Below are 23,994 nucleotides of genomic sequence, written 5' to 3' on the forward strand. Positions count from 1 at the left end.
AATCCGGGCTACTGGGCCGTTGTGACCTGCGGTAGTGCCGCCAAGTGGCCTAGTTCTCACTACTCGGAAAATCGCCACCCATTCGGACTAATGGCCTATCCGCATCGTGGGAAATTCACCCTGTCGTGGCCTGTCCCATTCTTTGATCACGAGATTGACACTAAAGCGCCTTCCCGCGAGTATTTCGCCCATGCAATCCCCAGTCGCCTTGGTGTGGCGCCGGCACGTTGACTTGCGGCAGCAAGCAAGCGCGCTGTGTATGGATTCCTGACCTTTTCCGGCTCGTCGTGTCCCGGTGAATTCGTGCGTCCGAAATGGCTGCGCCCGTTCTCCGCGAGCTGACGATTTCCGCTGTGCCGCAACGGTTCCCTGCTTGGACCGGCGGTTGATTGCTTTCCCTTGATCCGTGTCGGTGACACCTGCGCGAAGTGGGGGAGAGGTGTGCCAATTGTCTGGCGCTTCGGTAGCGAAAACAGGGAGAAAGAATGCTATCCAACTCGCCCAAGTGGCGAAAAGTGGTGATAGGCGCCATGGCGGCGGCGCTCGCCGTGGGCACGGTGACCTATACCGGCTCGGCGACGAGTGCCTATGCGGACGTCCAGGTCGTCAAGGACGCGAAGAAGGCGGCTGACGGCAAGGAGTACTGGGTCCAGAACCACCTGGTGTCCAAGGACGTCGCGGCGGCCCGAAGCGCCGACGGCAAGCGCAAGAAGTGGTTGCTGGTCTGGGCCGGTGACGAGAACATCGCCGACACCCTGGTCAAAGACGTCAAGAACCTGCCGGGTTCGCTCGGCGGCGGCCTGAACAAGATCAAGAACGCGTTGCCCGGTCCGGACTTCCTCGCCGTGATCGACGCGACGCAGGGCTCGCCGACCTATGGCAAGGTCGTCAACACCGCCACGGTCGGACCCCTGGTCGAGAACGAGCCGCACCACATGCAGTACGTGTGGCACAAGGGCGACACGATCTACGCCGGTGCGCTGTTCGCCGCCGCGACGTACGCCTTCGACGTCTCCGCGTTGCCGCAACTGAAGCTCAAGGGCGTCAGTCTCCCGACCCAGACCCTCGGCGGTTCCGTGCCGGACGCGTACTGGGTGCTCAAGGACGGCACCGCGTACGGCACGTACATGGGCGGCCCGGTCGTGCCCGGTCCGCACACCTACGCCAACGGTTCGACCGTGGTGGGCAACGGTTTCGCGGGTAGCCCCGGCGAAGTCGTCCGCTTCGACCAGAACGCGCAGGTGCTTTCCGAGTCCCCGGCGGCCACACCGCAGGGGGACAACAAGAAGCTGTGCGACAACCTTCCGCAACTGGACAAGCCGACCTGCGCCAACCCGCACGGCATCCAGGCTCGCGAGGACCTCAACACCCTCGTCACCAGTGACTACGCCGAGCCGCGCAACATCATCCTCGACCCGGTGAAGCAGCCGTCGCCGTACCTGCGGCGCCCGACCGTCCGGACGTGGGACATCTCCGACCGCAACAAGCCGAAGCTCAAGGCGGTCTCCTACCTGCCGGACGGTCCGAGGGCCGACCCGGCGGATCCGCTGCACGCCGAGAGTCGCGCGGTCATGGAGACCACGGTGACCAACCTGCCGGGTCACAAGGGCGCGTTCGCCCAGACCATGCAGGGCGGCGCGGTGTTCTACACGCCGGACATCACCGCCAAGGAGCCGCACTGGATCCAGGTGTTCGACGACGGTGCCGCGAACAAGGCGATCCACCCGAACAACGACTCCAACGGTGGCGGGTCGAACGGTGGCTGGATCCAGACCAGCCCTGACGACAAGTACCTCTACCGCGCGATCACCGGCCGCCAGAAGGGCGCTCTCGGTCCGGACGACCCCGGTACCACCGGTGGTGTCTATGTCCTCGACATCCAGAAGCTCGTCGCCGCGGGTGACAAGGTCGAGAACATCAACGGCCGGATCGACACGAAGGAGAAGTCGCAGCAGGGCGGTGGCGGCGACCTGCCGACCGTCGTCGGCGCGGCGCCGATCAACCCGGGCACACCGGGTGGTGGCCCGCACTGGGGCGCCTACGACAACTTCGTGCTCGGCGACGACGGTTACTACCACGAGACCGACAAGCCGCAGCATCTCGCGGTGTCGAACTACTTCGTCGCACGGTCCGGTTTGGACGGTGACCACAAGGTCAACCTGCTGAACCTCGGCGAGGACGGAAAAGTCGCGGTCGACCAGAACTTCCGGGACGAGTTCACCGGGCAGGTCGGGATCAACTTCAACCGGAAGACCTGGCCGCACGGGTCCTTCGGAAACGCCAAACCGCACTCCGAACTGTTCGTCGTAGCGGACGCGGATCTCAAATAACCCTGTTCGGCGCGGAAGGTCGTGGGTGGCGGGCGCGTCCCCCACCCACGGCCCCGCCGATTCGCTCCGGAAGGTCCCCATGGATCACCACGTCATACCGGCGAGCTCGGGTTCGTCCGGAGTCGGCATCGCCTTGATCCTGCTTCGGCTCGGGCTCCTGCTGGCGACGGCTTTCCTTGCCGGGGCCGGGATTCTGCGTCCGCTGGTGGGCGAACTTCCCCGGCGGCTGTCTCTCACCATCGCCGCGCTCGGCGGGGTTTCCGCCGCACTCGCGGCTGTTTCCGCTTTCGCGACCGACGTCAACGTCATCGCGCTGACCGTGCACATCGCGTTGGCGCTGGCGATTCCCGTTCTGGTGCGCTGGCCTTCCGCCGCCCGGTGGGCTTCTCTCGCCTTGGCCGCGTTGGTGGTGCTCGAAACCTCACTCGGACGATCCGGCGTGGAGTTCGCCATCGACACCGTCTACGTCGCGGCGGCGGCCTTGTGGTTCGGCGTCACCGTTCTTTCCGTCTGGGTGCCCGCCGAGGGATGGCGCCAGACGAACTTCCGGCTCGGCCCGCTTTCCTTGACACTGGGCGGACTTCTCGTCGTCGCCGGGGCCGTCCAGCTGTTCTCCTCCGGACTTGGATTCGACCGCCGGATCTATGAAACCTTCTTCGGGATCACGTTGCTAGTGATCGCCGTGCTTCCGGTCGTCGCCACCGTTGTCGCCGGATTCTTCTTGTCAGGCAAGGATTCCACGCGTTCCTATCGATTTGGCGCTGCCGCCGTGGCCGTCGGTTTCGTTGCCTGGAGCGCCCTCGCGGCCATTCCCAAACCACCCGAACTGCCGATTCCCGGGGTTCCTCTGCTCACCGATGCCACCGTCGGTGGCCAGCGGATCCCGGTACTGGTGAGCCCGCAGCGGCCCGGCAAGAACCTCGTCCATTTCCCGGCGAGCGCGGGAGACGACCTGTCCGCCGGAATCGAAGGCGGCCTGATCGGCAAGGCCATCGTGCGTCCCGGTGCCGAGGGCACCTGGGCCGAGGTCGACCTGCCGAAGGGACGCAGCGATCTGATCGTCAGCCGCGGCGAGGAGAAGACGACGATCGAGGTCGACGCGGGGGAGGAGCAGGGGCCCGCCATCGAGGACACGGACGCGCCCGAATGCGCGTCGGCCGCGTTGGGCGGACTGATCGCCGACCGCCGCGAAGTCCTCACTTCGTGCCCCTCGGCCACGCTTTCGGGCGAAGACAGCGGTTCCCTGGTCAAGCTCGTCGAGTTCCTTGCCGGTCGCAAGCCTTCCGCGCTCACGCTCGCCGAGGACACCTCACCGCGGAGTGTGGCCGCTGCGAAGCTGGTCCGTGAGACCGCCGCGCGTGCCGGGCTCCCGGTGCAGGCCGAAGCGGGCCCGAACACCGCGCTGGTGGTGGTGTCGGGCTGGGCGGGCGGCTACACGGCGATGACCCGCGCGGCCGAGTCCCAGCGGCTCAAGCCGACCCATCAGTACGGCCTGTACCTGGCGCCGTGGCTCCTCAACGGCCCGATCGTCAACGCCGTCGCGAGTTCCTCGCTACCGCTGCGGTTCGATCCGCGAGAGCAGGTCGCCGTCAGTTACGCGGTCGCCACGAACAACGCCTTCGGCGGCGAAAGCCCCACGCTCGGCGGCTTCCGGAACTGGCTCGGCGACCAGTGGAGGTCGACGAACGGCGACGTCCAGATCTTCGCTGCGGCGCAGGTCAACGCCATGCCGATGTACCCGGGCGAACCGCACGCCGCCGGGATGATCGCCGACCGGAACTACGCGGGGCAATGGATCCCCGACGGCACGATCGTGCCGATCAGCTCGGTACTGCGGTAAAGGATTCCGCTCGATTCCAGCAGCGGTAAGGCTCGATTTCCACGAAAGAAAAGGAGATGAAATGAAGCGAATCGCGGCCCGTGTGCTGCTGCCGCTCGCCGTGGCGGGCGCGTTGTCCGGACTGGCAGGCGGGGTGGCCTCGGCCGACCCGCTGCCGGGCCTGCCGACCGGTGGCGGCGGCCCGGCGCTCTGGCTGATCCCCGGCGTCGACCTCGGCGGACTGCTCGGACCGACCGTTCCCGTGCCCACCGACGTCCTCGCCCCGATCTTCGGGATCATCACGCCGATTTCGTAAAACCGTTACCAGCAAAGGAGAATCTCATGAAGAAGACCCTCGTCCGCGCGGTCGCCGGCGCGGCGCTCGCCGGACTCGTCGCCCTCGGCTCGGTCGCTCCGGCGCTCGCCGCGGAAACCGCCCCGAACGATGTCGTGGTCGTCGACGAACCCGACACGAGCGACCTCAACAACATCTGGACGTTCGCGCCGCTCGGCGTCCCGGTGCTCGGTCTCATCCAGTCGCTCAACGGCGTCCCCGGCAAGTTGCTGCCGTCCTGATTCCCGTGGCGGCGCGGCTCCCGGGCCGCGCCGCCGCTTTCGGTGAGGAGAACCGATGGCCGACAGACAACTGATCGGGCGGATCGCCATCGCGGGGATCGTGGTGGCCGCGCTCGCGACCTGCGTGGTGCTGCTCAACGGCGGCGAGGAACCGCAGGCCGAGACCGTGGCCGTCGTCGGCGAACCCACCGACGCCACGCCGTCGCGCGAACCGGACCGCACGATCACGCGGACGCTCAGCCAGGAGCGGCCGCAGCCGGTGTCCAGCGACTGGCGGATCACCTACGAACTCGACGGCACGGGGACCGCGACCGTGGTCTACGACTCGAACGGGCTGGGGCTCGTGCACCAGGAGCTGCAGGTGACGCTGCCGTGGCGCAAGGAACTCACGTGGAAGAACACCGGCGCGCCGCCGACCGTGCAGCTGATGGGGCAGGGCGAGGGCGCCGTCGAATGCCGGGTGGCCGTGGGCGGCGCCGTCGTCACCACGCAGAAGTCCACCCCCGGCGAGGTCGCCACCTGCGCCGGCCGCCTGGCCCCCTCCTGACCCGCCCCCACGTCGACTTTCGCCCCCTAATCGCGATCCGGGGCCGGAGAAATTCGCTGGCCGGGGCAGGGATCATGGAGACATGAGCTGGAGCTTCGAAGTGACCCCCGTCGAACACCCCGACGCGGCCCTGTTGCTGCGCGAGTACCTGGACGAGATCGCGTCGCGTTACTACGGTCGCCCGGTCCCCGAGGAGGAGCTCGACACGCTGCTCGAGGAGCATCACAGCCGGGATCTGGTCCCGCCGACCGGCGCCTTCCTGCTCGCTCACCGCGACGGGGTGCTCGCCGGATGCGCGGGGGTCCGGGGCGCCACGCCGGAAATCGCCGAACTCACCCGCGTCTTCCTCCGGAAGGACGAGCGCGGCCGGGGCGGGGCGGCGCTGCTCGTGGCCGCCGCCGAGGACGTCGCCCGGGGCCTCGGGGCCACGTCCATCCGTCTGGACACCCGCAGCGATCTGGTCGAGGCGAGGGCCCTGTACGCGCGCCTCGGCTACGACGAGGTCGAGCGCTTCAACGACAACCCTCTTGCCCACTACTTCTTCTCGAAGTCCCTGGTCCAGGCCATGTCAGATCGCGTTTAGCCCGCTAAAGTCGCTCGCGCCCGGGAGCGACTTTAGCCCCCTAATCGCGATCTCAGCGGGGCAGGCGGGCGGCGACGTCGATCAGGAAATCGGCTTCGGCGAGCAGTGTCTCGCGGTCCAGGGTCCGGTGCCCGCCGGTGCGGATCGTCCCCCGTTCGACGAACACGGGCCACCGGCCGAACCGCGGGTCGCCGAGGATCCAGGCGCGCACGTCCGGCGTGAGCAGCCCCGCGGCCCGCTCGCGGTCGGCGGCGCGGACCTTCATCGCGCCGTCGAAGGCCCTGTCGAACGTCTTGACCTGCTCGAACTCCCGCAGCACGCGGGTCGGGAACACCCCGTCGGCCGCCAGGAAGAGCGCCGCCGAATCCGGCACGCGGACCTGCACCGAATGGAACGCCCGCGGGGTGGTGTCACCGCCCGGCTGATGGCGGTCGTCGAAGAAGTCGACGCCGATGACGTCGTGGTCGCGGTGCCGGAACTCCACCGACCTGGTCACCGAAGCCTCGGCCAGCGGCCGGTCCCGCCCGACCGGATCCACCCCGAACCCGGGTGACGTACCGCCGTCCTCGGCGTGGAAGCGGCCGGACCTCTCCGCGGCGAAACCGCTCATCCAGTGCCCGCGCTCGTGCCTTCTGCGCACCTTCCCGGCGACGAACAGGACCAGGAACAGGAGCCCGACGCCGACCGCGAGCATGAAGATCGCCCCGAGGGTGATCATGACCGGCGAATCGGCGTCGAGTGCCGAGACCATCTCGTATTCCCTTTCCACACCGCTCAAAAGTCTCAGAAGTCCAGGTCGTCCTTGGTCTCCTGATCGGACTGCTCCTCGCCGCGACCACCGTGGTCTCCGGCCTTCTTGAAGTCCTTGGTGTAGCCGATCACCTTGCCACCGGCGTCGAGGATGGCCTTGCCGCGCTTGTCCTTCCAGTCGCCGGTCGTCGCGCCGGTGACGCCCTTGACGACGCCGTCCACCGCCGCCTTGCCGACGTCCCGCCGCATCTCGGCGCGCAACGTCGCGTCGACGTCGACCGCGTCCTTGGTGGCGTTCAACACCGGCCGCGGGGTGTCGAGCCGCTTGCCGAGCATGCCCTTCTCACCCATCAGCGCGTCGACGTAACCCTTGCCGGACTTGGTGTTCGCCATCCGGTCGGCGAACCGGTCGGTCGCCTTGGTCCCGTCGGTGAGGAACTTGCCCATCTTGCTGTCGGTGAGTTTGGCCTGCATCTTGCGCAGCCACGCCAGCACGTCGGACAGGATCTTGCGGAGCCGGTTGACGAACCCGGTCGTCTTCGTCGCGGTGGACGCCAGCTTCGGCGGCGTGGCGGCACCGGCGGCCGCGGTCGAAGCGCCCGCGGTGGGGACGGCCGCGGCGATCGCGGGCACCCACAACGTGATCAGCCAGCTGATGACCTCGGTGAGGATGGCCTTGATCAGCTCCTCGATGAAGGTCATCAGCATGCTGTTGAGCTGCAGCATCTGCGCCATGTCACCGGCCTTCGCCGCGACACCGTTGATACCGCTGGAGAACTCCGCGAGCCCCTTCTTCGCCGCCGTCCCCGCGTCACCGGCCCAGCCGGCGAGCCGCTCGTCGGCGACCTGGTCGAAGTTGACCGACATCTCCTGCAGCGCTTTGGCCAGCGTGCCGAAGTTCTCCGCCGCCTTGCCCAGTGCGGGGCCGTCGCCGCTGACGAAATGGATGGCGTCCTGCACCGGCTGGACGACGTTGATCAGAAAGCTCAGTCCCTGCCCGATGAGCCAGCCGAGCGGATCCGTCGCGATGTCCACAATGGTCTGTGAGCCGCTCTGGATCAACGACTTGGCGTCGAGGGCGATGGTGGTGACGCCCAGCGCGATGTCCGCGCCGTCGGCCTGGGTCTTGCTGTCGAAGACCTGTTTGTACGCGGAGACGGAGTCCTTGCCCAGCTGGACGGCGTCGCCGACGATCGGCGTCTTCTTGATCGCGTTCTCGGTGTTGATCCCGGGGATCACGGTGTCGCCCTGGTAGGACTTCATCGAGACGCCCTCGGTCACGTCCTTGACCTCGGCCATTACGGCTTCCCCCCGGCCTTGGGTCCGTCGATCTTCGCTTCGATCTTGTTGAACGTGGTCACATGGTCTTCTTCGATGCCCTGGTAGATGTCGGCCGCCTGCGTCATCTTCGACCCGGCGCTCTCCAGGCCCTTGGCCATGGCTTCCATCAAATCCTTGAGGGAGGCCAAAGTCTGCGTGTAACCGTCCTTGGTGAACAGGCCGACGAGTCCCCAGGATTGGTTGCCGACGTCGGCCTGGCCGACCATTTCCTTCAGCTTCCCGGTCTGGCCGCCGTAGTTGCCGAGTTCGCCGGAATAGCGGCGGAGCGCGGCGGGGTCCACGTTGTAGCCGCCGTTGACCGAACCGTCGGGCATCAGTGGTCACCTTCCTCGAACAGGTGCTTCAGGAACCGGTCGCCGTCCGAGCCGCCGGACGACGGCGGTGCCGGTCGCGGCGGCTCCGGGTCGGTCTTGAGGACCGATCGCTCGGAATAGTCGTCGGCCGGGCTATCCGGTGAAGGACGCGTCGGCGCCTCTTCCGCCAGCTTCGACCGCATTTCCTCGACGGTGGTTCCGAAAAGCTCCGCCTGGGTCTCCAGCACCTGGTCGACCAGGTGGAGATCGTCACCCATGTGCTCTTCGACGATGGCCGCCTGCTTGCGCGCCGATTCGGCGACGGCCTGCTGGATGGTCGACATCAGCGCGGCCGAGAGGGCCTCCGGACGCTGGCGCAACGCCTCTTCGGTGAACCGGACGTCCATGATGGCGCCCGCCGGGCCCGCCACGACGGTGACCGAACGGTCCGGAGAGGACGCCGTGGCCTGAAGCGCGCTGAGCTCGCTCTGCATGTCGCCGATGTTCGCGAACCGATCATCGACGTTCTGGATCCTGGACTGGAACTTCTCGAATTCCGCGACCAGCTGTTCGAACTCGGCTGACATGGAGCCTCCCCGTGCGAGTGCCTGTGTCACCTGGAACCACGCCCGTCGACGCTGTGACCGGTGTCATCGTGACCTATTCACCGGTTTGACGCGATGGGGTGCTTCTCGGATCCATCCGGCTCACCCGATAGAGGAATAGGTAGCGTGGTTCGCCGAGTAAGGCGACAGGAGCACAGCGAGGGGAGGCGTCGTGGACGCCGAGCAGCAGGAAAGCATCGAGGAGCCGAGGCGGGGGAGCCACGCGGCGCCGGAGGGTGCACCCGTGCACCCGCTGATCGACCTCGGCCGGGACCCGAACCCCGGCAGGCCGGACCACGCCAAGCCCGACGAGGAATGAACGCGGCCGAAACGCCGTTCCATCAGGGTGGCCGCGGCCTGACGCCCGGCACGATATAGTTATCGACCCCCCGATTTGGTCGCCCCTGAAGTGGGCGGGTATCTTTGGAGACCGTGCCCGGCAGGCGTCGGGCCGTCCCGTGTGCCGTGCGGTGTGAACGGGGTGCTCAGGCATCCGGTTCGAAGGCTTCGCCCACACGGGATCCGACGGAAAATCCCTACGGGAAGTTACCGGTCGAGAGACCGTGACGCGGGCCGACACGCCCGACCGCGGGGGCCGGAGACAGACACGTAGTAGCAAGATCGCGAACAGAAAGCTGGTCCATTGCCCACGATCCAGCAGCTGGTCCGTAAGGGCCGCCAGGACAAGGCTGCCAAGCAGAAGACCGCGGCCCTCAAGGGGAGCCCGCAGCGGCGTGGCGTGTGCACTCGCGTGTACACCACAACCCCCAAGAAGCCGAACTCGGCGCTTCGCAAGGTCGCTCGTGTGAAGTTGACCAGCGGCATCGAGGTCACCGCCTACATTCCCGGTGAAGGCCACAACCTGCAGGAGCACTCGATGGTGCTCGTGCGTGGTGGTCGTGTGAAGGACCTGCCGGGTGTCCGTTACAAGATCATCCGCGGTTCGCTCGACACCCAGGGTGTCAAGAACCGTAAGCAGGCGCGCAGCCGGTACGGCGCGAAGAAGGAGAAGAGCTAATGCCTCGCAAGGGTCCGGCGCCGAAGCGGCCGCTGATCTCTGACCCCGTCTACGCATCCCCGCTGGTCACCCAGCTGGTGAACAAGGTGCTGAAGGACGGCAAGCGGTCCCTGGCCGAGCGCATCGTCTACGGCGCCCTCGAAGGTGCTCGCGAGAAGACCGGCACCGACCCGGTCGTCACGCTGAAGCGCGCCCTCGACAACGTGAAGCCCACCATCGAGGTGAAGAGCCGTCGTGTCGGTGGCGCCACCTACCAGGTGCCGATCGAGGTCAAGCCGGGCCGCTCCACCACCCTTGCGCTTCGCTGGCTGGTCTCCTTCTCGGCGGCTCGCCGTGAGAAGACCATGATCGAGCGCCTGCAGAACGAGCTGCTCGACGCGAGCAACGGCCTCGGCGCCAGCGTGAAGCGGCGCGAGGACACGCACAAGATGGCCGAGTCCAACAAGGCCTTCGCGCACTACCGCTGGTGATGACCGCCCGGCTGCCGATCCAAGCCTTGCCGGGCCCCAATTTTGAGACAGGGGAACACTCTCGTGGCACGTGACGTGCTGACCGACCTGAACAAGGTCCGCAACATCGGCATCATGGCCCACATCGACGCCGGTAAGACCACCACCACCGAGCGGATCCTGTTCTACACCGGGGTCAACTACAAGATCGGTGAAGTCCACGATGGCGCCGCCACCATGGACTGGATGGAGGAGGAGCAGAAGCGGGGTATCACCATCACCTCGGCTGCCACCACCACCTTCTGGGCCGATCACCAGATCAACATCATCGACACCCCGGGTCACGTCGACTTCACCGTCGAGGTGGAGCGTTCGCTCCGCGTGCTCGACGGTGCCGTCGCCGTGTTCGACGGCAAGGAAGGTGTCGAGCCGCAGTCCGAGCAGGTCTGGCGTCAGGCGGACAAGTACGAGGTTCCTCGTATCTGCTTCGTCAACAAGATGGACAAGCTCGGCGCGGACTTCTACTTCACCGTCCGCACCATCGAGGAGCGCCTCGGTGCCCGTCCGCTGGTCATCCAGCTGCCGATCGGCTCCGAGAGCGAATTCGAAGGCGTCGTCGACCTGGTCCGCATGAAGGCGCTGACCTGGCGCGGCGAGGTCCAGAAGGGTGAGGACTACGCCGTCGAGGAGATCCCGGCCGAGCTCGCCGACAAGGCGGCCGAGTACCGGGAGAAGCTCGTCGAGACCGTCGCCGAGGCGGACGACGCCCTCATGGAGAAGTTCCTCGAGGGCGAGGAGCTGACCGAGGCCGAGATCAAGGCCGGTATCCGGAAGCTCACCGTCGACCGCGAGGCGTACCCGGTGCTCACCGGTTCCGCCTTCAAGAACAAGGGCGTTCAGCCCATGCTCGACGCGGTCATCGACTACCTTCCGTCGCCGCTGGACGTCCCCGCCGTCGAGGGCACGCTGCCCGACGGCGAGACCGTCGTGTCGCGCAAGCCGTCGACCGAGGAGCCGTTCTCCGCTCTGGCGTTCAAGATCGCCGCGCACCCGTTCTTCGGCAAGCTGACCTACATCCGGGTGTACTCGGGCAAGGTCTCCGCCGGCGCGCAGCTGATCAACGCGACCAAGGAGCGCAAGGAGCGCATCGGGAAGCTCTTCCAGATGCACTCCAACAAGGAGAACCCGGTCGACGAGGCCCAGGCCGGCCACATCTACGCGGTCATCGGCCTGAAGGACACCACCACCGGTGACACCCTCGCCGACCCGCAGAACCCGGTCGTCCTCGAGTCGATGACGTTCCCGGCGCCGGTCATCCGCGTCGCGATCGAGCCGAAGACCAAGGCCGACCAGGAGAAGCTCTCCCTGGCGATCCAGAAGCTGGCCGAAGAGGACCCGACGTTCCAGGTCAACCTGGACGAGGACACCGGCCAGACGATCATCGCCGGTATGGGCGAGCTGCACCTCGAGGTGCTGGTCAACCGCATGAAGTCCGACTACAAGGTCGAGGCGAACATCGGTAAGCCGCAGGTCGCCTACCGCGAGACGGTGCGCAAGACGGTCGAGAAGCTCGACTACGTGCACAAGAAGCAGACCGGTGGTTCCGGTCAGTTCGCGAAGGTCATCGTCAAGCTCGAGCCGCTCGAGTCCACCGACGGTGCCCTCTACGAGTTCGACAACAAGGTCACCGGTGGTCGCGTGCCGCGGGAGTACATCCCGTCGGTCGACGCGGGCGCGCAGGACGCCATGCAGTACGGCGTGCTGGCCGGCTACCCGCTCGTCGGGTTGAAGTTCACCTTGTTGGACGGCGCGTACCACGAGGTCGACTCTTCGGAAATGGCCTTCAAGATCGCCGGTTCCATGGCGATGAAGGAAGCCGCGAAGAAGGCCGGTCCGGTCATCCTCGAGCCGCTGATGGCCGTCGAGGTCACCACGCCCGAGGACTACATGGGCGATGTGATCGGCGACCTCAACTCCCGCCGTGGCCAGATCCAGGCCATGGAGGAGCGCGCCGGTACCCGTGTCGTCAAGGCACTGGTCCCGCTGTCGGAGATGTTCGGTTACGTCGGTGACCTGCGGTCGCGTACCCAGGGACGTGCCAACTACTCCATGGTGTTCGATTCCTACGCCGAGGTTCCCGCGAACGTCGCCAAGGAAATCATCGCGAAGGCGACGGGGGAGTAGTTCCCGTCCGTCCGCGGGCATAAGGGACACTCCTGACCGTCCGCAGCACCCACCGAGAAACGAATCTCCGTCCGACGACAGCCACGTTGGCCGGTGAGTAAGCAAAAAAGTCCAGGAGGACATTCCAGTGGCGAAGGCGAAATTCGAGCGGACCAAGCCGCACGTCAACATCGGGACCATCGGTCACGTCGACCACGGTAAGACCACTCTGACCGCGGCGATCACCAAGGTTCTGCACGACAAGTACCCCGAGCTGAACACGGCGTCGGCGTTCGACCAGATCGACAACGCGCCGGAAGAGAAGCAGCGCGGTATCACGATCAACATCTCGCACGTCGAGTACCAGACCGAGAAGCGTCACTACGCCCACGTGGACGCCCCCGGTCACGCGGACTACATCAAGAACATGATCACCGGTGCGGCGCAGATGGACGGCGCGATCCTCGTGGTCGCGGCGACCGACGGCCCGATGCCGCAGACCCGTGAGCACGTGCTGCTCGCGAAGCAGGTCGGCGTGCCCTACATCGTGGTCGCGCTGAACAAGGCCGACATGGTCGACGACGAAGAGATCCTGGAGCTCGTCGAGCTCGAGGTCCGCGAGCTGCTGTCCTCCCAGGACTTCCCGGGTGACGACGCTCCGGTCGTCAAGGTCTCCGGCCTGAAGGCCCTCGAGGGCGACGCCAAGTGGGGCGAGAGCGTTCTCGAGCTGATGGAAGCCGTCGACGAGAACGTGCCGGACCCGGTGCGCGAGCTCGACAAGCCGTTCCTGATGCCGATCGAAGACGTCTTCACGATCACCGGCCGTGGCACGGTCGTTACCGGCCGTATCGAGCGTGGCCGCGTGAACGTGAACGAAGAGGTCGAGATCGTCGGCATCAAGGAGAAGTCGACCAAGACCACCGTCACCGGTGTCGAGATGTTCCGCAAGCTGCTCGACCAGGGTGAGGCCGGCGACAACGTCGGTCTGCTGGTCCGCGGTATCAAGCGCGAGGACGTCGAGCGCGGCCAGGTCGTCGTGAAGCCGGGCACCACCACCCCGCACACGGAGTTCGAGGGCTCGGTCTACATCCTGTCGAAGGACGAGGGTGGCCGTCACACCCCGTTCTTCAACAACTACCGCCCGCAGTTCTACTTCCGTACGACGGACGTGACCGGCGTGGTGACCCTCAAGGAGGGCACCGAGATGGTCATGCCGGGCGACAACACGGACATCAGCGTTGTGCTGATCCAGCCGGTCGCCATGGACGAGGGCCTGCGTTTCGCCATCCGTGAGGGTGGACGGACCGTCGGCGCCGGCCAGGTCACCAAGATCATCAAGTGATTTAGACGCCCCGCCCGGGGGTACTACACCCCCCGGGTTAGGGGCGTCAAATCACGTGTGCGACACTATTCAGGTTGCTCGTCCCAGGGCGGCCGAATCCTTTCGGGGTTCCGGCCGCCCTGGTATGAGCGGCCACGGTCCGCGGAGCACTTCCTTCGGGTGAGGCTAGCGGGCAAGGGCGTTTGAGACGGCGATCCAAGCTTTTCCGCCGGCTCGATGCCTCCTCACGTTGAGGAAGACCAGGCAAGACGAAGATCCCGCGGGATCCGTCTGTGCGTCGGGCTCGACACGCCCGACCGCGTGGACCGGGGACAGGGCCGTTGAACTGGGAAAACCTCAGTCAAACTGAGGTTTGAAAAGACAAAAGCGGCACGAGACGACAAGGAACGAGCAGCCACCATGGCGGGACAGAAGATCCGCATCCGGCTCAAGGCCTACGACCACGAGGCGATCGACACCTCGGCGCGCAAGATCGTCGAGACGGTCACGCGCACCGGCGCCCGTGTTGTCGGGCCGGTGCCGCTGCCCACCGAGAAGAACGTTTACTGCGTCATCCGCTCGCCGCACAAGTACAAGGACTCGCGCGAGCACTTCGAGATGCGCACGCACAAGCGTCTGATCGACATCCTCGACCCGACGCCGAAGACGGTCGACGCGCTCATGCGCATCGACCTGCCGGCGAGCGTCGACGTCAACATCCAGTAGCGGCTGGCGAGCGGCGGAGAGTAAGAGACTCATGTCTGACAGGCAAGTGAAGGGCATCCTGGGCACCAAGCTCGGCATGACCCAGGTCTTCGACGAGAACAACCGGGTCGTCCCGGTGACCGTCGTCCAGGCCGGTCCGAACGTGGTCACCCAGGTTCGGACCCAGGAAACCGACGGCTACAAGGCCGTGCAGCTGGCTTTCGGCGCGGTCGACCCGCGCCGGGTCAACAAGCCGCGCACCGGCCACTTCGACAAGGCGAGCGTGACCCCGCGTCGTTTCCTTGCGGAGCTGCGTACCACCGACGCCGAGACCTACGAGGTCGGCCAGGAGATCACCGCTGAGGTGTTCGAGGCCGGTATCGAGGTCGACGTGACCGGTACCAGCAAGGGCAAGGGCTACGCCGGCGTCATGAAGCGTCACGGCTTCAAGGGCCAGGGCGCGAGCCACGGTGCCCAGGCCGTGCACCGCAAGCCCGGCTCGATCGGTGGCTGTGCCACCCCGGGCCGTGTCTTCAAGGGCCTGCGCATGGCGGGCCGCATGGGCAACGACCGGGTCACCACGCAGAACCTGACCGTGCACGCGGTGCGTGCCGAAGACGGCCTGCTGCTGATCAAGGGCGCCGTGCCCGGTCCCAAGGGCGGCCTGCTGTTCGTTCGCAGCGCCGCGAAGGGTGGTAACTGATCATGACCAGCGTCGAGCTGAAGACCCCGGCCGGTAAAGCCGACGGCACGGTCGAGCTCCCCTCGGAGATCTTCGACGTGCAGGCCAACGTGCCCCTCATGCACCAGGTCGTGGTGGGCCAGCTGGCCGCCGCTCGCCAGGGCACGCATGACACCAAGACCCGCGGTGAAGTCCGCGGTGGTGGCAAGAAGCCGTACCGCCAGAAGGGCACCGGCCGCGCCCGCCAGGGTTCGACCCGTGCGCCGCAGTTCACCGGTGGTGGCGTCGTCCACGGCCCCACGCCGCGTGACTACACCCAGCGGACCCCGAAGAAGATGAAGGCCGCCGCCCTCCGTGGCGCCCTCTCCGACCGGGCCCGCGCCGGACAGCTGCACGTCGTCACCGAACTGGTGACCGGCGACAAGCCGTCCACGAAAGCCGCCAAGGCCGCTATCGCCGCGGTGACCCAGGCCAAGCGCGTTCTCGTGGTGCTGCACCGCGACGACGAGCTGAGCTGGAACTCCGTGCGAAACCTGCCCGAGGTCCACATCATCACGCCCGATCAGCTCAACACCTACGACGTGTTGGTCAACGACGACGTGGTGTTCACCAAGGCCGCTTACGACGTGTTCGTCGCCGGTCCCGTCAGGGGCAAGGGCGCGAAGGCCAGCGCGCGGTCGAGCGAGGTTGAAGGGAGTGACGAGCAGTGAGTGCGATCGCCATCCCCGATCCCCGCGACATCTTGCTCGCGCCGGTGATCTCCGAGAAGTCCTACGGACTGCTTGAAGACCACAAGTACACGTTCGTGGTTCGCCCGGACGCCAACAAGACCCAGATCAAGATCGCGGTCGAGAAGGTGTTCGGCGTCAAGGTGGTCAGTGTCAACACCCTCAACCGCCAGGGCAAGCGTAAGCGGACTCGCGCCGGCTTCGGCAAGCGCAAGGACACCAAGCGCGCCATCGTGACTCTTTCGGCTGAAAGCAAGCCGATCGAGATCTTCGGCGGACCCACCGCGTAAAGGACTGAGCTGACACATGGGCATCCGCAAGTACAAGCCGACGACCCCGGGTCGTCGCGGTTCGAGCGTCTCCGACTTCGCCGAGATCACTCGGTCGACCCCGGAGAAGTCGCTGCTTCGTCCGCTGAGCAAGACCGGCGGCCGTAACTCCAGCGGCAAGATCACCACCCGCCACAAGGGCGGTGGCCACAAGCGTGCGTACCGGCTGATCGACTTCCGCCGGAACGACAAGGACGGCATCCCCGCCAAGGTCGCGCACATCGAGTACGACCCCAACCGGTCGGCTCGGATCGCGCTCCTGCACTACGCCGACGGCGAGAAGCGCTACATCATCGCCCCGGAGAAGCTCAAGCAGGGTGACACGGTTGAGAACGGCCCCCGCGCCGACATCAAGCCGGGTAACAACCTGCCGCTGCGCAACATCCCGGTCGGCACCGTGATCCACGCGATCGAGCTCCGCCCCGGTGGCGGCGCGAAGATGGCGCGGTCCGCCGGTGCCAAGGTGCAGCTGGTGGCGAAGGACGGGCCTTACGCCCAGCTTCGTCTCCCCTCGGGCGAGATCCGCAACGTCGACGTGCGCAACCGCGCCACCGTCGGCGAGGTCGGCAACTCCGAGCACTCCAACATCAACTGGGGCAAGGCGGGTCGTAACCGCTGGCGCGGCAAGCGCCCCACCGTCCGTGGTGTCGTCATGAACCCGGTCGACCACCCGCACGGTGGTGGTGAGGGTAAGACCTCCGGTGGTCGCCACCCGGTGAACCCGAACGGAAAGCCCGAAGGCCGCACCCGCCGCCGCAAGGCTTCCGACTCCATGATCGTCCGCCGCCGGCGTACCGGCAAGAAGCGCTGAGCAGGGAGGTAGAAGAACATGCCACGCAGCCTTAAGAAGGGCCCCTTCGTGGACGACCACCTGCTCAAGAAGGTGGACGTGCTCAACGAGTCGGGCAAGAAGACCGTGATCAAGACCTGGTCGCGTCGCTCCACGATCATCCCGGACTTCCTGGGCCACACGATCGCGGTGCACGACGGCCGTAAGCACGTCCCGGTGTTCGTCACCGAGGCGATGGTGGGTCACAAGTTGGGCGAATTCGCACCGACTCGGACCTTCAAGGGCCACATCAAGGACGACCGCAAGTCGCGCCGCCGCTGAGCGGGCACGAGAGAACAAGGAAGCTAGCGATGAACGCCCAGAACGACGTGGCCGAGGCTTTGCCGACGGCTTACGCGCGGGCTCGCTTCGTCCGGGACTCGCCTACCAAGGTGCGCCGGGTGATCGAGCTGATCAAGGGACGTAGCGCCGCCGACGCCTTGGCCGTGCTCCAGTTCGCCCCGCAGGCGGCAAGCGAGCCGGTCGCGAAGGTGCTCGCCAGCGCCATGGCCAACGCCGAGAACAACCTCGATCTCGACCCGGACACCCTCTGGGTCAAGAACGCCTACGCCGATGAGGGCCCGACCCTCAAGCGCATCCGTCCGCGGGCCCAGGGCCGCGCGTACCGGATCCGCAAGCGGACCAGCCACATCACCGTCGAGGTGGAGTCGCGTCCGAAGGCCGAGGCCAAGAAGGCACAGGGCAAGAAGAAGGCAGGTGGCCGGTAGTGGGCCAGAAGATCAACCCGCACGGCTTCCGCCTGGGTATCACCACGGACTGGAAGTCGCGTTGGTACGCCGACAAGCAGTACGCGGAGTACGTGGCCGAGGACGTCAAGATCCGGAAGCTGCTGTCCACGGGCATGGAGCGCGCCGGGATCTCCAAGGTCGAGATCGAGCGCACCCGTGACCGGGTCCGCGTCGACATCCACACCGCCCGGCCGGGCATCGTCATCGGCCGTCGCGGTGCGGAGGCCGACCGCATCCGCGGCGCGCTGGAGAAGCTGACCGCCAAGCAGGTCCAGCTGAACATCCTCGAGGTCAAGAACCCCGAGGCCGACGCCCAGCTCGTCGCTCAGGGTGTCGCGGAGCAGCTGAGCAACCGTGTGGCGTTCCGCCGCGCGATGCGCAAGGCGATCCAGACCTCTATGCGTTCGCCGCAGGTCAAGGGCATCCGCGTGCAGTGCGGCGGTCGTCTCGGCGGTGCCGAGATGTCCCGCTCCGAGCACTACCGCGATGGCCGCGTCCCGCTGCACACGCTGCGTGCCGACATCGACTACGGCTTCTTCGAGGCCAAGACGACGTTCGGTCGCATCGGCGTGAAGGTGTGGATCTACAAGGGCGAACTCGTGGGTGGGCTCAAGGCCAGGGAGGCGCGTGACGCCGCCGCGGCCGCTGAGCGTGCCCCGCGCCGTGACCGTGGTGACCGTCCGTCCCGCCCGCGCCGTTCCGGTGCGTCGGGCACGACGCCGACCTCGACCGAAGCCGGCCGGGCCGCTGCCGCCGCCAAGAGCGACGACACCGCCCCCGCGGCCACCGAGGCCCCGGCTGCTGAGACTGCAGAAAAGACGGAGGGCTGACACGTGCTCATCCCGCGCAGGGTCAAGCACCGGAAGCAGCACTCCCCGAAGCGCCACGGTGCCGCCAAGGGCGGTACGAATGTGAGCTTCGGCGAGTACGGCATCCAGGCGCTTGAGCACAGCTACGTGACCAACCGGCAGATCGAGTCCGCTCGTATCGCCATGACGCGTCACATCAAGCGTGGTGGCAAGGTGTGGACGACCATCTACCCGGACCGCCCGCTGACCAAGAAGCCGGCGGAAACCCGCATGGGTTCCGGTAAGGGTTCGCCCGAGTGGTGGATCGCCAACGTGAAGCCGGGCCGCGTGATGTTCGAGATCTCGTTCCCGAACGAGGAGACCGCCCGTGAGGCGCTCCGTCGCGCGATCCACAAGCTGCCCATGAAGTGCCGCATCGTGACCCGTGAAGGTGGTGAGTTCTGATGGCGAAGGCAGGTGCTGCCCAGGCATCGGAGCTGCGTGAGCTCACCGCGGAAGAGCTCGTTCTGCGTCTGAAGGAATACAAGGAGGAGCTCTTCAACCTCCGCTTCCAGATGGCGACCGGACAGCTCGACAACAACCGCCGTCTGCGCATCGTCCGTACGGACATCGCGCGGATCTACACGGTCATGCGCGAGCGTGAACTCGGCCTGTCCGTTTCCCCTGACGCCGAGAGTGAAGGTGCCGCATGAGCGAGCAGCCCAACGCTGAGGCGGCCCCCCGCAACGACCGCAAGGTCCGTGAGGGTTACGTCGTCTCGGACAAGATGAACAAGACGATCGTGGTCGAGCTCGAAGACCGCAAGAAGCACCGTCGTTACGCCAAGGTTCTCCGCAGCACCAGCAAGGTCAAGGTGCACGACGAGAACAACGAGGCGGGCGTGGGCGACCGGGTCACCCTGATGGAGACCCGCCCGCTGTCGGCGACCAAGCGCTGGCGTCTGGTGCAGATCGTGGAGAAGGCCAAGTAAGTAGGGCTCTTTTTGAGTCCCTTAGTTCCGCAAGGCTCGCGGTTCAACGCGAGAACCAGCGCGACATACAGGAGTAGACGTGATCCAGCAGGAGTCGCGGCTTCGGGTTGCCGACAACACGGGCGCGAAGGAAATCCTTTGCATCCGCGTTCTCGGTGGTTCCGGGCGGCGCTACGCGGGTATCGGCGACATCATCGTCGCCACCGTGAAGGACGCCATGCCGGCCGCCGGCGTGAAGAAGGGTGACGTCGTCAAGGCTGTCATCGTTCGCACGCGCAAGGAGCGCCGTCGTCCGGACGGTTCTTACATCCGCTTCGACGAGAACGCTGCTGTGCTCATCAAGAACGACAATGAGCCCCGCGGCACCCGCATCTTCGGCCCGGTGGGCCGCGAGCTGCGCGACCGAAAGTTCATGAAGATCATTTCGCTCGCGCCGGAGGTGTTGTAGAGCATGAAGGTGAAGAAGGGCGACACGGTCGTCGTCATCGCCGGCAAGGACAAGGGTGCCAAGGGCAAGGTCATCCAGGCCTACCCCGAGCGCGAGCGCGTGCTGGTCGAAGGCGTGAACCGGATCAAGAAGCACACCCGGATCTCGCAGACCCAGCGCGGCGCGCAGTCCGGCGGCATCGTCACCCAGGAGGCGCCCATCCACGTCTCGAACGTGATGGTCGTCGACTCCGACGGCAAGCCGACTCGCATCGGCTACCGCATCGGCGAGGACGGCAAGAAGGTCCGGGTTTCGCGCCGGAACGGTAAGGACATCTGATCATGACCACCGCAGAGAAGATCGCCCCGCGCCTCAAGGTGCGGTACCGCGAGGAGATCAAGGGACAGCTCCAGGAGGAGTTCTCCTTCGAGAACGTCCACCAGATCCCGGGCGTCGTCAAGGTCGTCGTGAACATGGGTGTCGGTGACGCCGCCCGTGACAGCAAGCTGATCGAAGGCGCCATCCGCGACCTGGCCGCGATCACCGGGCAGAAGCCCGAGGTTCGCAAGGCCCGCAAGTCCATCGCGCAGTTCAAGCTGCGTGAGGGCCAGCCGATCGGCGCGCGCGTCACGCTGCGCGGCGACCGGATGTGGGAGTTCCTCGACCGGCTGCTGACCATCGCGCTTCCGCGTATCCGTGACTTCCGCGGACTTTCGCCGAAGCAGTTCGACGGCAACGGCAACTACACGTTCGGTCTCAACGAGCAGTCGATGTTCCACGAGATCGACCCGGACGCCATCGACCGCCCGCGCGGTATGGACGTCACTGTCGTCACCACCGCCAACACCGACGACGAGGGCCGCGCGCTGCTTCGCAAGCTCGGCTTCCCGTTCAAGGAGAACTGAGTCGATGGCCAAGAAAGCACTGGTCCACAAGGCCGCTAAGACGCCGAAGTTCAAGGTTCGCGGTTACACGCGCTGCCAGCGATGCGGTCGCCCGCACTCGGTGTTCCGCAAGTTCGGACTCTGCCGGATCTGCCTTCGCGAGATGGCACACGCGGGCGAGCTGCCCGGCGTCCGCAAGTCCAGCTGGTAAGAGTCTTTTTTAACTCCCACTTCGCCACAGGCCCTGCCGCTAGCAGGGAACCAGGGCGAGAAAGGTTGACAGGTCACCATGACGATGACCGACCCCATCGCAGACTTCTTGACCCGTCTGCGTAACGCGAACTCGGCTTACCACGACGAGGTCGTGCTTCCCCACTCGAAGATCAAGGCGAACATCGCCGAGATCCTCAAGCGCGAGGGCTACATTTCGGGCTACCGCGACGAGCCGGGCGAGAAGCACAAGAACCTCATCGTGGAGCTGAAGTACGGCCCCAACCGTGAGCGCAGCATCGCCGGCCTTCGCCGCGTGTCGAAGCCCGGCCTGCGGGTCTACGCAAAATCGACCGAACTGCCGTCGGTTCTCGGTGGCCTCGGCGTCGCGATCATCTCGACGTCGTCCGGCCTCCAGACCGACCGTCAGGCCAAACGCAACAGCGTGGGCGGCGAAGTCCTCGCCTACGTCTGGTAAGGAAGGGGGCACAGACATGTCACGCATCGGAAAGCTGCCGGTCGCCGTCCCCTCCGGGGTCGAGGTGACCATCAATGGTCAGCACATTCAGGTCAAGGGGCCCAAGGGCACCCTTGAGCACACCATCGCCGAGCCGATCACCGTGGAGCGCGCCGAGGACGGCACGCTGCAGGTGAAGCGGCCCGACGAGGAGCGCACCAGCCGTGCCCTGCACGGTCTCACCCGGACGCTGGTCAACAACCTCGTCGTCGGTGTGACCGAGGGTTACGAAAAGAAGCTTGAGATCCACGGTGTCGGTTACCGCGTGCAGGCCAAGGGCTCGGACCTCGAGTTCGCCCTCGGCTACAGCCACCCGGTGAAGATCGAGGCACCGGAAGGCATCACCTTCAAGGTCGAGACCCCCACCCGGTTCTCGGTCTCGGGCATCGACAAGCAGAAGGTCGGCCAGATCTCCGCGGTCATCCGCAAGCTGCGCCGCCCGGACCCGTACAAGGGCAAGGGCCTGCGCTACGAGGGTGAGAAGATCCGCCGCAAGGTCGGAAAGACGGGTAAGTGATCATGAGCGACACGACTACGAAGCGCAAGCCGGTCGGCAAGGACATCTCGACCCGCCGCCGCGTCGCGAAGGCCCGTCGGCACTTCCGGCTCCGCAAGAAGATCAACGGCACGGACCAGCGTCCGCGCCTGGTCGTCAAGCGTTCGTCGCGGCACATCGCCGTGCAGCTGATCGACGACCTCGCCGGCAAGACCCTGGCGTCGGCGTCCACCCTCGAGGCGGACGTCCGCGCGCTCGACGGCGACAAGAAGGCCAAGGCCGCGAAGGTCGGGGAACTTGTCGCCAACCGCGCCAAGAACGCCGGTGTCTCGACCGTGGTGTTCGACCGTGGCGGTAACGCTTACCACGGCCGCATCGCCGCTCTCGCTGACGCCGCCCGTGAAGCGGGGTTGGAATTCTGATGCAGATGCTCGTGAATGGAAGGACAGCCTGATGCCGGGACGTACACGGCAATTCGGCGGCGGACAGGGCGGACCCGGCGGACAGGGCGGCAACGACCGCAATGAACGTCGTGGTGGCGGCCGGGATCGTCGCGACAGCGGTCGTGGCGGGGCCGGCCAGGACAAGACCCCGCACCTCGAGAAGGTCGTGACGATCAACCGCGTCGCCAAGGTCGTCAAGGGTGGTCGTCGCTTCAGCTTCACCGCCCTGGTGGTCGTCGGTGACGGCGACGGTCAGGTCGGCGTCGGCTACGGCAAGGCCAAGGAAGTTCCCGCGGCCATCGCCAAGGGCGTCGAGGAAGCGAAGAAGAACTTCTTCCGCGTTCCCCGCGTCGGCGGCACCATTCCCCACCCGATCCAGGGTGAGGAAGCCGCCGGTGTCGTGCTGCTGCGTCCGGCTTCCGCCGGTACCGGTGTCATCGCCGGTGGTCCGGTCCGCGCGGTCCTGGAGTGCGCGGGTGTCCACGACGTGCTGTCGAAGTCGCTCGGCTCCGACAACGCCATCAACATCGTGCACGCCACCGTGGCGGCCCTGAAGGGTCTGCAGCGTCCCGAAGAGGTCGCGGCCCGCCGCGGCCTGCCGCTCGAGGACGTCGCGCCTGCTCGGATGCTGCGCCAGCGTGCGGGTCAGGGGGTCTGACATGACTCAGCTCAAGGTGACCCAGGTCAAGAGCAAGATCGGCACCAAGCACAACCACCGTGAATCGCTGCGCACCCTCGGGCTGCGCAAGATCCGGCAGTCTGTGGTGCGTGAAGACACCCCCCAGGTTCGCGGCCTCATCCACACGGTCCGCCACCTGGTGGAGGTCGAGGAGGTCAAGGCATGACTGCCATCAAGATCCACCACCTTCGTCCGGCCCCGGGCGCGAAGCGCGACAAGATCCGCGTCGGCCGTGGTGAGGGCTCGAAGGGCAAGACCGCCGGTCGCGGTACCAAGGGCACCAAGGCCCGGAAGAACGTGCCCGCCGGTTTCGAGGGTGGGCAGATGCCCATCCACATGCGGCTCCCGAAGCTGCGTGGTTTCAAGAACCGTTTCCGTACCGAATACCAGCCGGTGAACCTGGGCGACATCGCCCGCGTTTTCCCGGAGGGTGGCAAGGTCGGCAACGAGGAGCTCGTCGCGAAGGGTCTTGTTCGCAAGAACAAGCTCGTGAAGGTGCTCGGCAACGGTGACCTGAACGGCGTCAAGCTGGACGTCACCGCCGATGCTTTCTCCGGCTCCGCCAAGGAGAAGCTCTCCGCCGCCGGTGGCTCCGCCACCACGCTCTGAGCTCTCTTCGCTCGCTTCACCGAAAGGCCCGCCTGGCTCCGCCACGGCGGGCCTTTCGCTTGCGCTCGCTTCGCTCTCCCGCCTTCGCTCCGCTCGGCTCCACCATGTCGACTTTCGCCGCCTGATCGCGATC

General features: G+C 66.3%; 36 protein-coding genes. 32 read left to right on the forward strand and 4 right to left on the reverse strand.

Annotation, left to right across the window (positions count from 1 at the left end; all coding sequences use genetic code 11):
* Positions 1–530 precede the first annotated feature (530 nt).
* From ACZ7KI_RS03370 to ACZ7KI_RS03395, 6 genes are all read left to right on the forward strand, one after another.
* Positions 531–2,330 carry a hypothetical protein gene (locus tag ACZ7KI_RS03370; RefSeq protein WP_470271841.1) on the forward strand — a complete coding sequence of 600 codons (1,800 nt, stop codon included), beginning with the start codon at positions 531–533 and terminating at the stop codon, positions 2,328–2,330.
* A gap of 79 nt (positions 2,331–2,409) precedes the next feature.
* The gene (locus tag ACZ7KI_RS03375; RefSeq protein ID WP_470271622.1) at positions 2,410–4,170 is read left to right on the forward strand and encodes a hypothetical protein; all 1,761 of its coding nucleotides are present in this window, start codon (positions 2,410–2,412) and stop codon (positions 4,168–4,170) included.
* Between the two features lie 61 nt (positions 4,171–4,231).
* Positions 4,232–4,465 carry a hypothetical protein gene (locus tag ACZ7KI_RS03380; RefSeq protein ID WP_470271623.1) on the forward strand — a complete coding sequence of 78 codons (234 nt, stop codon included), beginning with the start codon at positions 4,232–4,234 and terminating at the stop codon, positions 4,463–4,465.
* 26 nt (positions 4,466–4,491) lie between these two features.
* Positions 4,492–4,725, forward strand: coding sequence for a hypothetical protein (locus ACZ7KI_RS03385; protein ID WP_470271624.1), 234 nt, complete (start codon positions 4,492–4,494; stop codon positions 4,723–4,725).
* Positions 4,726–4,780: 55 nt separating this feature from the next.
* Positions 4,781–5,272: a hypothetical protein gene (locus ACZ7KI_RS03390; protein ID WP_470271625.1), complete on the forward strand. Its 492-nt coding sequence runs from the start codon at positions 4,781–4,783 to the stop codon at positions 5,270–5,272.
* Positions 5,273–5,354: 82 nt separating this feature from the next.
* On the forward strand, positions 5,355–5,855 hold the full coding sequence (locus ACZ7KI_RS03395) for a GNAT family N-acetyltransferase (RefSeq protein WP_470271626.1): 501 nt from the start codon (positions 5,355–5,357) through the stop codon (positions 5,853–5,855).
* 52 nt (positions 5,856–5,907) lie between these two features.
* On the opposite strand, the gene ACZ7KI_RS03400 is transcribed toward ACZ7KI_RS03395, so the two are convergent.
* Genes ACZ7KI_RS03400 through ACZ7KI_RS03415 form a run of 4 tightly spaced genes read right to left on the reverse strand, consistent with a single transcriptional unit; the run spans position 5,908 to position 8,826 of the window.
* Positions 5,908–6,606 (reverse strand): hypothetical protein, encoded by a 699-nt coding sequence (locus ACZ7KI_RS03400; RefSeq protein ID WP_470271627.1) that lies wholly within the window; start codon positions 6,604–6,606, stop codon positions 5,908–5,910.
* A 32-nt stretch (positions 6,607–6,638) separates the two neighbouring features.
* A complete protein-coding gene (locus ACZ7KI_RS03405; RefSeq protein ID WP_470271628.1) occupies positions 6,639–7,904 on the reverse strand; it encodes a WXG100 family type VII secretion target in 1,266 nt (421 codons plus the stop codon).
* On the reverse strand, positions 7,904–8,260 hold the full coding sequence (locus tag ACZ7KI_RS03410) for a WXG100 family type VII secretion target (RefSeq protein ID WP_470271629.1): 357 nt from the start codon (positions 8,258–8,260) through the stop codon (positions 7,904–7,906). The genes ACZ7KI_RS03405 and ACZ7KI_RS03410 overlap by 1 nt, the downstream gene beginning before the upstream one ends.
* Positions 8,260–8,826: a YbaB/EbfC family nucleoid-associated protein gene (locus ACZ7KI_RS03415; RefSeq protein WP_470271630.1), complete on the reverse strand. Its 567-nt coding sequence runs from the start codon at positions 8,824–8,826 to the stop codon at positions 8,260–8,262. The genes ACZ7KI_RS03410 and ACZ7KI_RS03415 overlap by 1 nt, the downstream gene beginning before the upstream one ends.
* Positions 8,827–9,016: 190 nt before the next feature.
* Here ACZ7KI_RS03415 and ACZ7KI_RS03420 point away from each other — a divergent pair, with 190 nt between their 5' ends.
* The 26 genes from ACZ7KI_RS03420 (at position 9,017) to rplO (ending at position 23,861) form a co-directional block, all read left to right on the forward strand.
* Positions 9,017–9,163 carry a hypothetical protein gene (locus ACZ7KI_RS03420; protein ID WP_470271631.1) on the forward strand — a complete coding sequence of 49 codons (147 nt, stop codon included), beginning with the start codon at positions 9,017–9,019 and terminating at the stop codon, positions 9,161–9,163.
* A gap of 324 nt (positions 9,164–9,487) precedes the next feature.
* A complete protein-coding gene (gene rpsL, locus ACZ7KI_RS03425; RefSeq protein WP_003102113.1) occupies positions 9,488–9,862 on the forward strand; it encodes a 30S ribosomal protein S12 in 375 nt (124 codons plus the stop codon).
* Complete coding sequence (gene rpsG / locus ACZ7KI_RS03430; protein WP_005166770.1) at positions 9,862–10,332, forward strand: 30S ribosomal protein S7; 471 nt, start codon at positions 9,862–9,864, stop codon at positions 10,330–10,332. The genes rpsL and rpsG overlap by 1 nt, the downstream gene beginning before the upstream one ends.
* Positions 10,333–10,395: 63 nt before the next feature.
* Positions 10,396–12,495, forward strand: a complete 2,100-nt coding sequence (gene fusA, locus ACZ7KI_RS03435) for an elongation factor G (protein ID WP_061979961.1) — start codon at positions 10,396–10,398, stop codon at positions 12,493–12,495.
* A gap of 127 nt (positions 12,496–12,622) precedes the next feature.
* Positions 12,623–13,816: an elongation factor Tu gene (tuf, locus tag ACZ7KI_RS03440; RefSeq protein ID WP_470271632.1), complete on the forward strand. Its 1,194-nt coding sequence runs from the start codon at positions 12,623–12,625 to the stop codon at positions 13,814–13,816.
* Between the two features lie 399 nt (positions 13,817–14,215).
* Positions 14,216–14,521 carry a 30S ribosomal protein S10 gene (rpsJ, locus tag ACZ7KI_RS03445; protein ID WP_003102098.1) on the forward strand — a complete coding sequence of 102 codons (306 nt, stop codon included), beginning with the start codon at positions 14,216–14,218 and terminating at the stop codon, positions 14,519–14,521.
* A gap of 31 nt (positions 14,522–14,552) precedes the next feature.
* A complete protein-coding gene (rplC, locus tag ACZ7KI_RS03450) occupies positions 14,553–15,203 on the forward strand; it encodes a 50S ribosomal protein L3 (RefSeq protein ID WP_061979959.1) in 651 nt (216 codons plus the stop codon).
* A gap of 2 nt (positions 15,204–15,205) precedes the next feature.
* Positions 15,206–15,892 carry a 50S ribosomal protein L4 gene (gene rplD / locus ACZ7KI_RS03455; protein ID WP_470271633.1) on the forward strand — a complete coding sequence of 229 codons (687 nt, stop codon included), beginning with the start codon at positions 15,206–15,208 and terminating at the stop codon, positions 15,890–15,892.
* Positions 15,889–16,200, forward strand: coding sequence for a 50S ribosomal protein L23 (gene rplW / locus ACZ7KI_RS03460; protein ID WP_101612167.1), 312 nt, complete (start codon positions 15,889–15,891; stop codon positions 16,198–16,200). Before rplD ends, rplW begins: the two co-directional genes overlap by 4 nt.
* 16 nt (positions 16,201–16,216) lie before the next feature.
* Positions 16,217–17,050 carry a 50S ribosomal protein L2 gene (gene rplB, locus ACZ7KI_RS03465; RefSeq protein ID WP_470271634.1) on the forward strand — a complete coding sequence of 278 codons (834 nt, stop codon included), beginning with the start codon at positions 16,217–16,219 and terminating at the stop codon, positions 17,048–17,050.
* An 18-nt stretch (positions 17,051–17,068) separates the two neighbouring features.
* Positions 17,069–17,350, forward strand: a complete 282-nt coding sequence (rpsS, locus tag ACZ7KI_RS03470; RefSeq protein ID WP_026468892.1) for a 30S ribosomal protein S19 — start codon at positions 17,069–17,071, stop codon at positions 17,348–17,350.
* Positions 17,351–17,379: 29 nt separating this feature from the next.
* Positions 17,380–17,796 carry a 50S ribosomal protein L22 gene (gene rplV, locus ACZ7KI_RS03475; RefSeq protein WP_007031038.1) on the forward strand — a complete coding sequence of 139 codons (417 nt, stop codon included), beginning with the start codon at positions 17,380–17,382 and terminating at the stop codon, positions 17,794–17,796.
* Positions 17,796–18,647: a 30S ribosomal protein S3 gene (rpsC, locus tag ACZ7KI_RS03480; protein WP_061979957.1), complete on the forward strand. Its 852-nt coding sequence runs from the start codon at positions 17,796–17,798 to the stop codon at positions 18,645–18,647. Before rplV ends, rpsC begins: the two co-directional genes overlap by 1 nt.
* Before the next feature lie 3 nt (positions 18,648–18,650).
* Positions 18,651–19,070: a 50S ribosomal protein L16 gene (gene rplP / locus ACZ7KI_RS03485; RefSeq protein ID WP_061979956.1), complete on the forward strand. Its 420-nt coding sequence runs from the start codon at positions 18,651–18,653 to the stop codon at positions 19,068–19,070.
* On the forward strand, positions 19,070–19,318 hold the full coding sequence (gene rpmC / locus ACZ7KI_RS03490; protein ID WP_061979955.1) for a 50S ribosomal protein L29: 249 nt from the start codon (positions 19,070–19,072) through the stop codon (positions 19,316–19,318). Before rplP ends, rpmC begins: the two co-directional genes overlap by 1 nt.
* Entirely contained in the window at positions 19,315–19,596 is a 282-nt protein-coding gene (rpsQ, locus tag ACZ7KI_RS03495) for a 30S ribosomal protein S17 (RefSeq protein ID WP_007031041.1), read from the forward strand. Before rpmC ends, rpsQ begins: the two co-directional genes overlap by 4 nt.
* Positions 19,597–19,675: 79 nt before the next feature.
* Complete coding sequence (gene rplN, locus ACZ7KI_RS03500) at positions 19,676–20,044, forward strand: 50S ribosomal protein L14 (RefSeq protein WP_005166785.1); 369 nt, start codon at positions 19,676–19,678, stop codon at positions 20,042–20,044.
* A 3-nt stretch (positions 20,045–20,047) separates the two neighbouring features.
* Positions 20,048–20,362, forward strand: a complete 315-nt coding sequence (gene rplX, locus ACZ7KI_RS03505; RefSeq protein ID WP_037314671.1) for a 50S ribosomal protein L24 — start codon at positions 20,048–20,050, stop codon at positions 20,360–20,362.
* A 2-nt stretch (positions 20,363–20,364) separates the two neighbouring features.
* On the forward strand, positions 20,365–20,928 hold the full coding sequence (gene rplE / locus ACZ7KI_RS03510) for a 50S ribosomal protein L5 (RefSeq protein ID WP_061979954.1): 564 nt from the start codon (positions 20,365–20,367) through the stop codon (positions 20,926–20,928).
* Between the two features lie 4 nt (positions 20,929–20,932).
* Positions 20,933–21,118: a type Z 30S ribosomal protein S14 gene (locus ACZ7KI_RS03515; RefSeq protein ID WP_005166789.1), complete on the forward strand. Its 186-nt coding sequence runs from the start codon at positions 20,933–20,935 to the stop codon at positions 21,116–21,118.
* Between the two features lie 78 nt (positions 21,119–21,196).
* Positions 21,197–21,595, forward strand: a complete 399-nt coding sequence (rpsH, locus tag ACZ7KI_RS03520) for a 30S ribosomal protein S8 (protein WP_005166791.1) — start codon at positions 21,197–21,199, stop codon at positions 21,593–21,595.
* Positions 21,596–21,611: 16 nt separating this feature from the next.
* Positions 21,612–22,151 carry a 50S ribosomal protein L6 gene (rplF, locus tag ACZ7KI_RS03525; protein WP_470271635.1) on the forward strand — a complete coding sequence of 180 codons (540 nt, stop codon included), beginning with the start codon at positions 21,612–21,614 and terminating at the stop codon, positions 22,149–22,151.
* 2 nt (positions 22,152–22,153) lie between these two features.
* The gene (rplR, locus tag ACZ7KI_RS03530) at positions 22,154–22,552 is read left to right on the forward strand and encodes a 50S ribosomal protein L18 (protein WP_037314970.1); all 399 of its coding nucleotides are present in this window, start codon (positions 22,154–22,156) and stop codon (positions 22,550–22,552) included.
* A 31-nt stretch (positions 22,553–22,583) separates the two neighbouring features.
* The gene (gene rpsE, locus ACZ7KI_RS03535) at positions 22,584–23,231 is read left to right on the forward strand and encodes a 30S ribosomal protein S5 (RefSeq protein ID WP_076163010.1); all 648 of its coding nucleotides are present in this window, start codon (positions 22,584–22,586) and stop codon (positions 23,229–23,231) included.
* A gap of 1 nt (position 23,232) precedes the next feature.
* Positions 23,233–23,418 (forward strand): 50S ribosomal protein L30, encoded by a 186-nt coding sequence (gene rpmD, locus ACZ7KI_RS03540; protein WP_076163011.1) that lies wholly within the window; start codon positions 23,233–23,235, stop codon positions 23,416–23,418.
* Complete coding sequence (gene rplO / locus ACZ7KI_RS03545; RefSeq protein ID WP_037314680.1) at positions 23,415–23,861, forward strand: 50S ribosomal protein L15; 447 nt, start codon at positions 23,415–23,417, stop codon at positions 23,859–23,861. The genes rpmD and rplO overlap by 4 nt, the downstream gene beginning before the upstream one ends.
* Positions 23,862–23,994 lie beyond the last annotated feature (133 nt).

The sequence above is a fragment of the Amycolatopsis sp. NPDC039088 genome, assembly GCF_055598845.1.

What these genes read in the sequence shown, in the direction of transcription:
- rpsJ (WP_003102098.1), top strand. Translation starts at nt 14,216, where the DNA reads ATGGCGGGACAGAAGATCCGCATCCGGCTCAAGGCCTACGACCACGAG.
- ACZ7KI_RS03375 (WP_470271622.1), top strand. Translation starts at nt 2,410, where the DNA reads ATGGATCACCACGTCATACCGGCGAGCTCGGGTTCGTCCGGAGTCGGC.
- ACZ7KI_RS03395 (WP_470271626.1), top strand. Translation starts at nt 5,355, where the DNA reads ATGAGCTGGAGCTTCGAAGTGACCCCCGTCGAACACCCCGACGCGGCC.
- ACZ7KI_RS03390 (WP_470271625.1), top strand. Translation starts at nt 4,781, where the DNA reads ATGGCCGACAGACAACTGATCGGGCGGATCGCCATCGCGGGGATCGTG.
- rpsE (WP_076163010.1), top strand. Translation starts at nt 22,584, where the DNA reads ATGCCGGGACGTACACGGCAATTCGGCGGCGGACAGGGCGGACCCGGC.
- rplV (WP_007031038.1), top strand. Translation starts at nt 17,380, where the DNA reads ATGAACGCCCAGAACGACGTGGCCGAGGCTTTGCCGACGGCTTACGCG.
- ACZ7KI_RS03400 (WP_470271627.1), bottom strand. Translation starts at nt 6,606, where the DNA reads ATGGTCTCGGCACTCGACGCCGATTCGCCGGTCATGATCACCCTCGGG.
- rplB (WP_470271634.1), top strand. Translation starts at nt 16,217, where the DNA reads ATGGGCATCCGCAAGTACAAGCCGACGACCCCGGGTCGTCGCGGTTCG.
- rplR (WP_037314970.1), top strand. Translation starts at nt 22,154, where the DNA reads ATGAGCGACACGACTACGAAGCGCAAGCCGGTCGGCAAGGACATCTCG.
- rpmD (WP_076163011.1), top strand. Translation starts at nt 23,233, where the DNA reads ATGACTCAGCTCAAGGTGACCCAGGTCAAGAGCAAGATCGGCACCAAG.
- rpsG (WP_005166770.1), top strand. Translation starts at nt 9,862, where the DNA reads ATGCCTCGCAAGGGTCCGGCGCCGAAGCGGCCGCTGATCTCTGACCCC.
- rplE (WP_061979954.1), top strand. Translation starts at nt 20,365, where the DNA reads ATGACCACCGCAGAGAAGATCGCCCCGCGCCTCAAGGTGCGGTACCGC.
- rplX (WP_037314671.1), top strand. Translation starts at nt 20,048, where the DNA reads ATGAAGGTGAAGAAGGGCGACACGGTCGTCGTCATCGCCGGCAAGGAC.
- rplD (WP_470271633.1), top strand. Translation starts at nt 15,206, where the DNA reads ATGACCAGCGTCGAGCTGAAGACCCCGGCCGGTAAAGCCGACGGCACG.
- rpsQ (WP_007031041.1), top strand. Translation starts at nt 19,315, where the DNA reads ATGAGCGAGCAGCCCAACGCTGAGGCGGCCCCCCGCAACGACCGCAAG.
- rpmC (WP_061979955.1), top strand. Translation starts at nt 19,070, where the DNA reads ATGGCGAAGGCAGGTGCTGCCCAGGCATCGGAGCTGCGTGAGCTCACC.
- rpsS (WP_026468892.1), top strand. Translation starts at nt 17,069, where the DNA reads ATGCCACGCAGCCTTAAGAAGGGCCCCTTCGTGGACGACCACCTGCTC.
- rpsH (WP_005166791.1), top strand. Translation starts at nt 21,197, where the DNA reads ATGACGATGACCGACCCCATCGCAGACTTCTTGACCCGTCTGCGTAAC.
- rplO (WP_037314680.1), top strand. Translation starts at nt 23,415, where the DNA reads ATGACTGCCATCAAGATCCACCACCTTCGTCCGGCCCCGGGCGCGAAG.
- ACZ7KI_RS03410 (WP_470271629.1), bottom strand. Translation starts at nt 8,260, where the DNA reads ATGCCCGACGGTTCGGTCAACGGCGGCTACAACGTGGACCCCGCCGCG.
- rplF (WP_470271635.1), top strand. Translation starts at nt 21,612, where the DNA reads ATGTCACGCATCGGAAAGCTGCCGGTCGCCGTCCCCTCCGGGGTCGAG.
- ACZ7KI_RS03415 (WP_470271630.1), bottom strand. Translation starts at nt 8,826, where the DNA reads ATGTCAGCCGAGTTCGAACAGCTGGTCGCGGAATTCGAGAAGTTCCAG.
- ACZ7KI_RS03380 (WP_470271623.1), top strand. Translation starts at nt 4,232, where the DNA reads ATGAAGCGAATCGCGGCCCGTGTGCTGCTGCCGCTCGCCGTGGCGGGC.
- ACZ7KI_RS03385 (WP_470271624.1), top strand. Translation starts at nt 4,492, where the DNA reads ATGAAGAAGACCCTCGTCCGCGCGGTCGCCGGCGCGGCGCTCGCCGGA.
- ACZ7KI_RS03370 (WP_470271841.1), top strand. Translation starts at nt 531, where the DNA reads ATGGCGGCGGCGCTCGCCGTGGGCACGGTGACCTATACCGGCTCGGCG.
- ACZ7KI_RS03405 (WP_470271628.1), bottom strand. Translation starts at nt 7,904, where the DNA reads ATGGCCGAGGTCAAGGACGTGACCGAGGGCGTCTCGATGAAGTCCTAC.
- ACZ7KI_RS03515 (WP_005166789.1), top strand. Translation starts at nt 20,933, where the DNA reads ATGGCCAAGAAAGCACTGGTCCACAAGGCCGCTAAGACGCCGAAGTTC.
- rplC (WP_061979959.1), top strand. Translation starts at nt 14,553, where the DNA reads ATGTCTGACAGGCAAGTGAAGGGCATCCTGGGCACCAAGCTCGGCATG.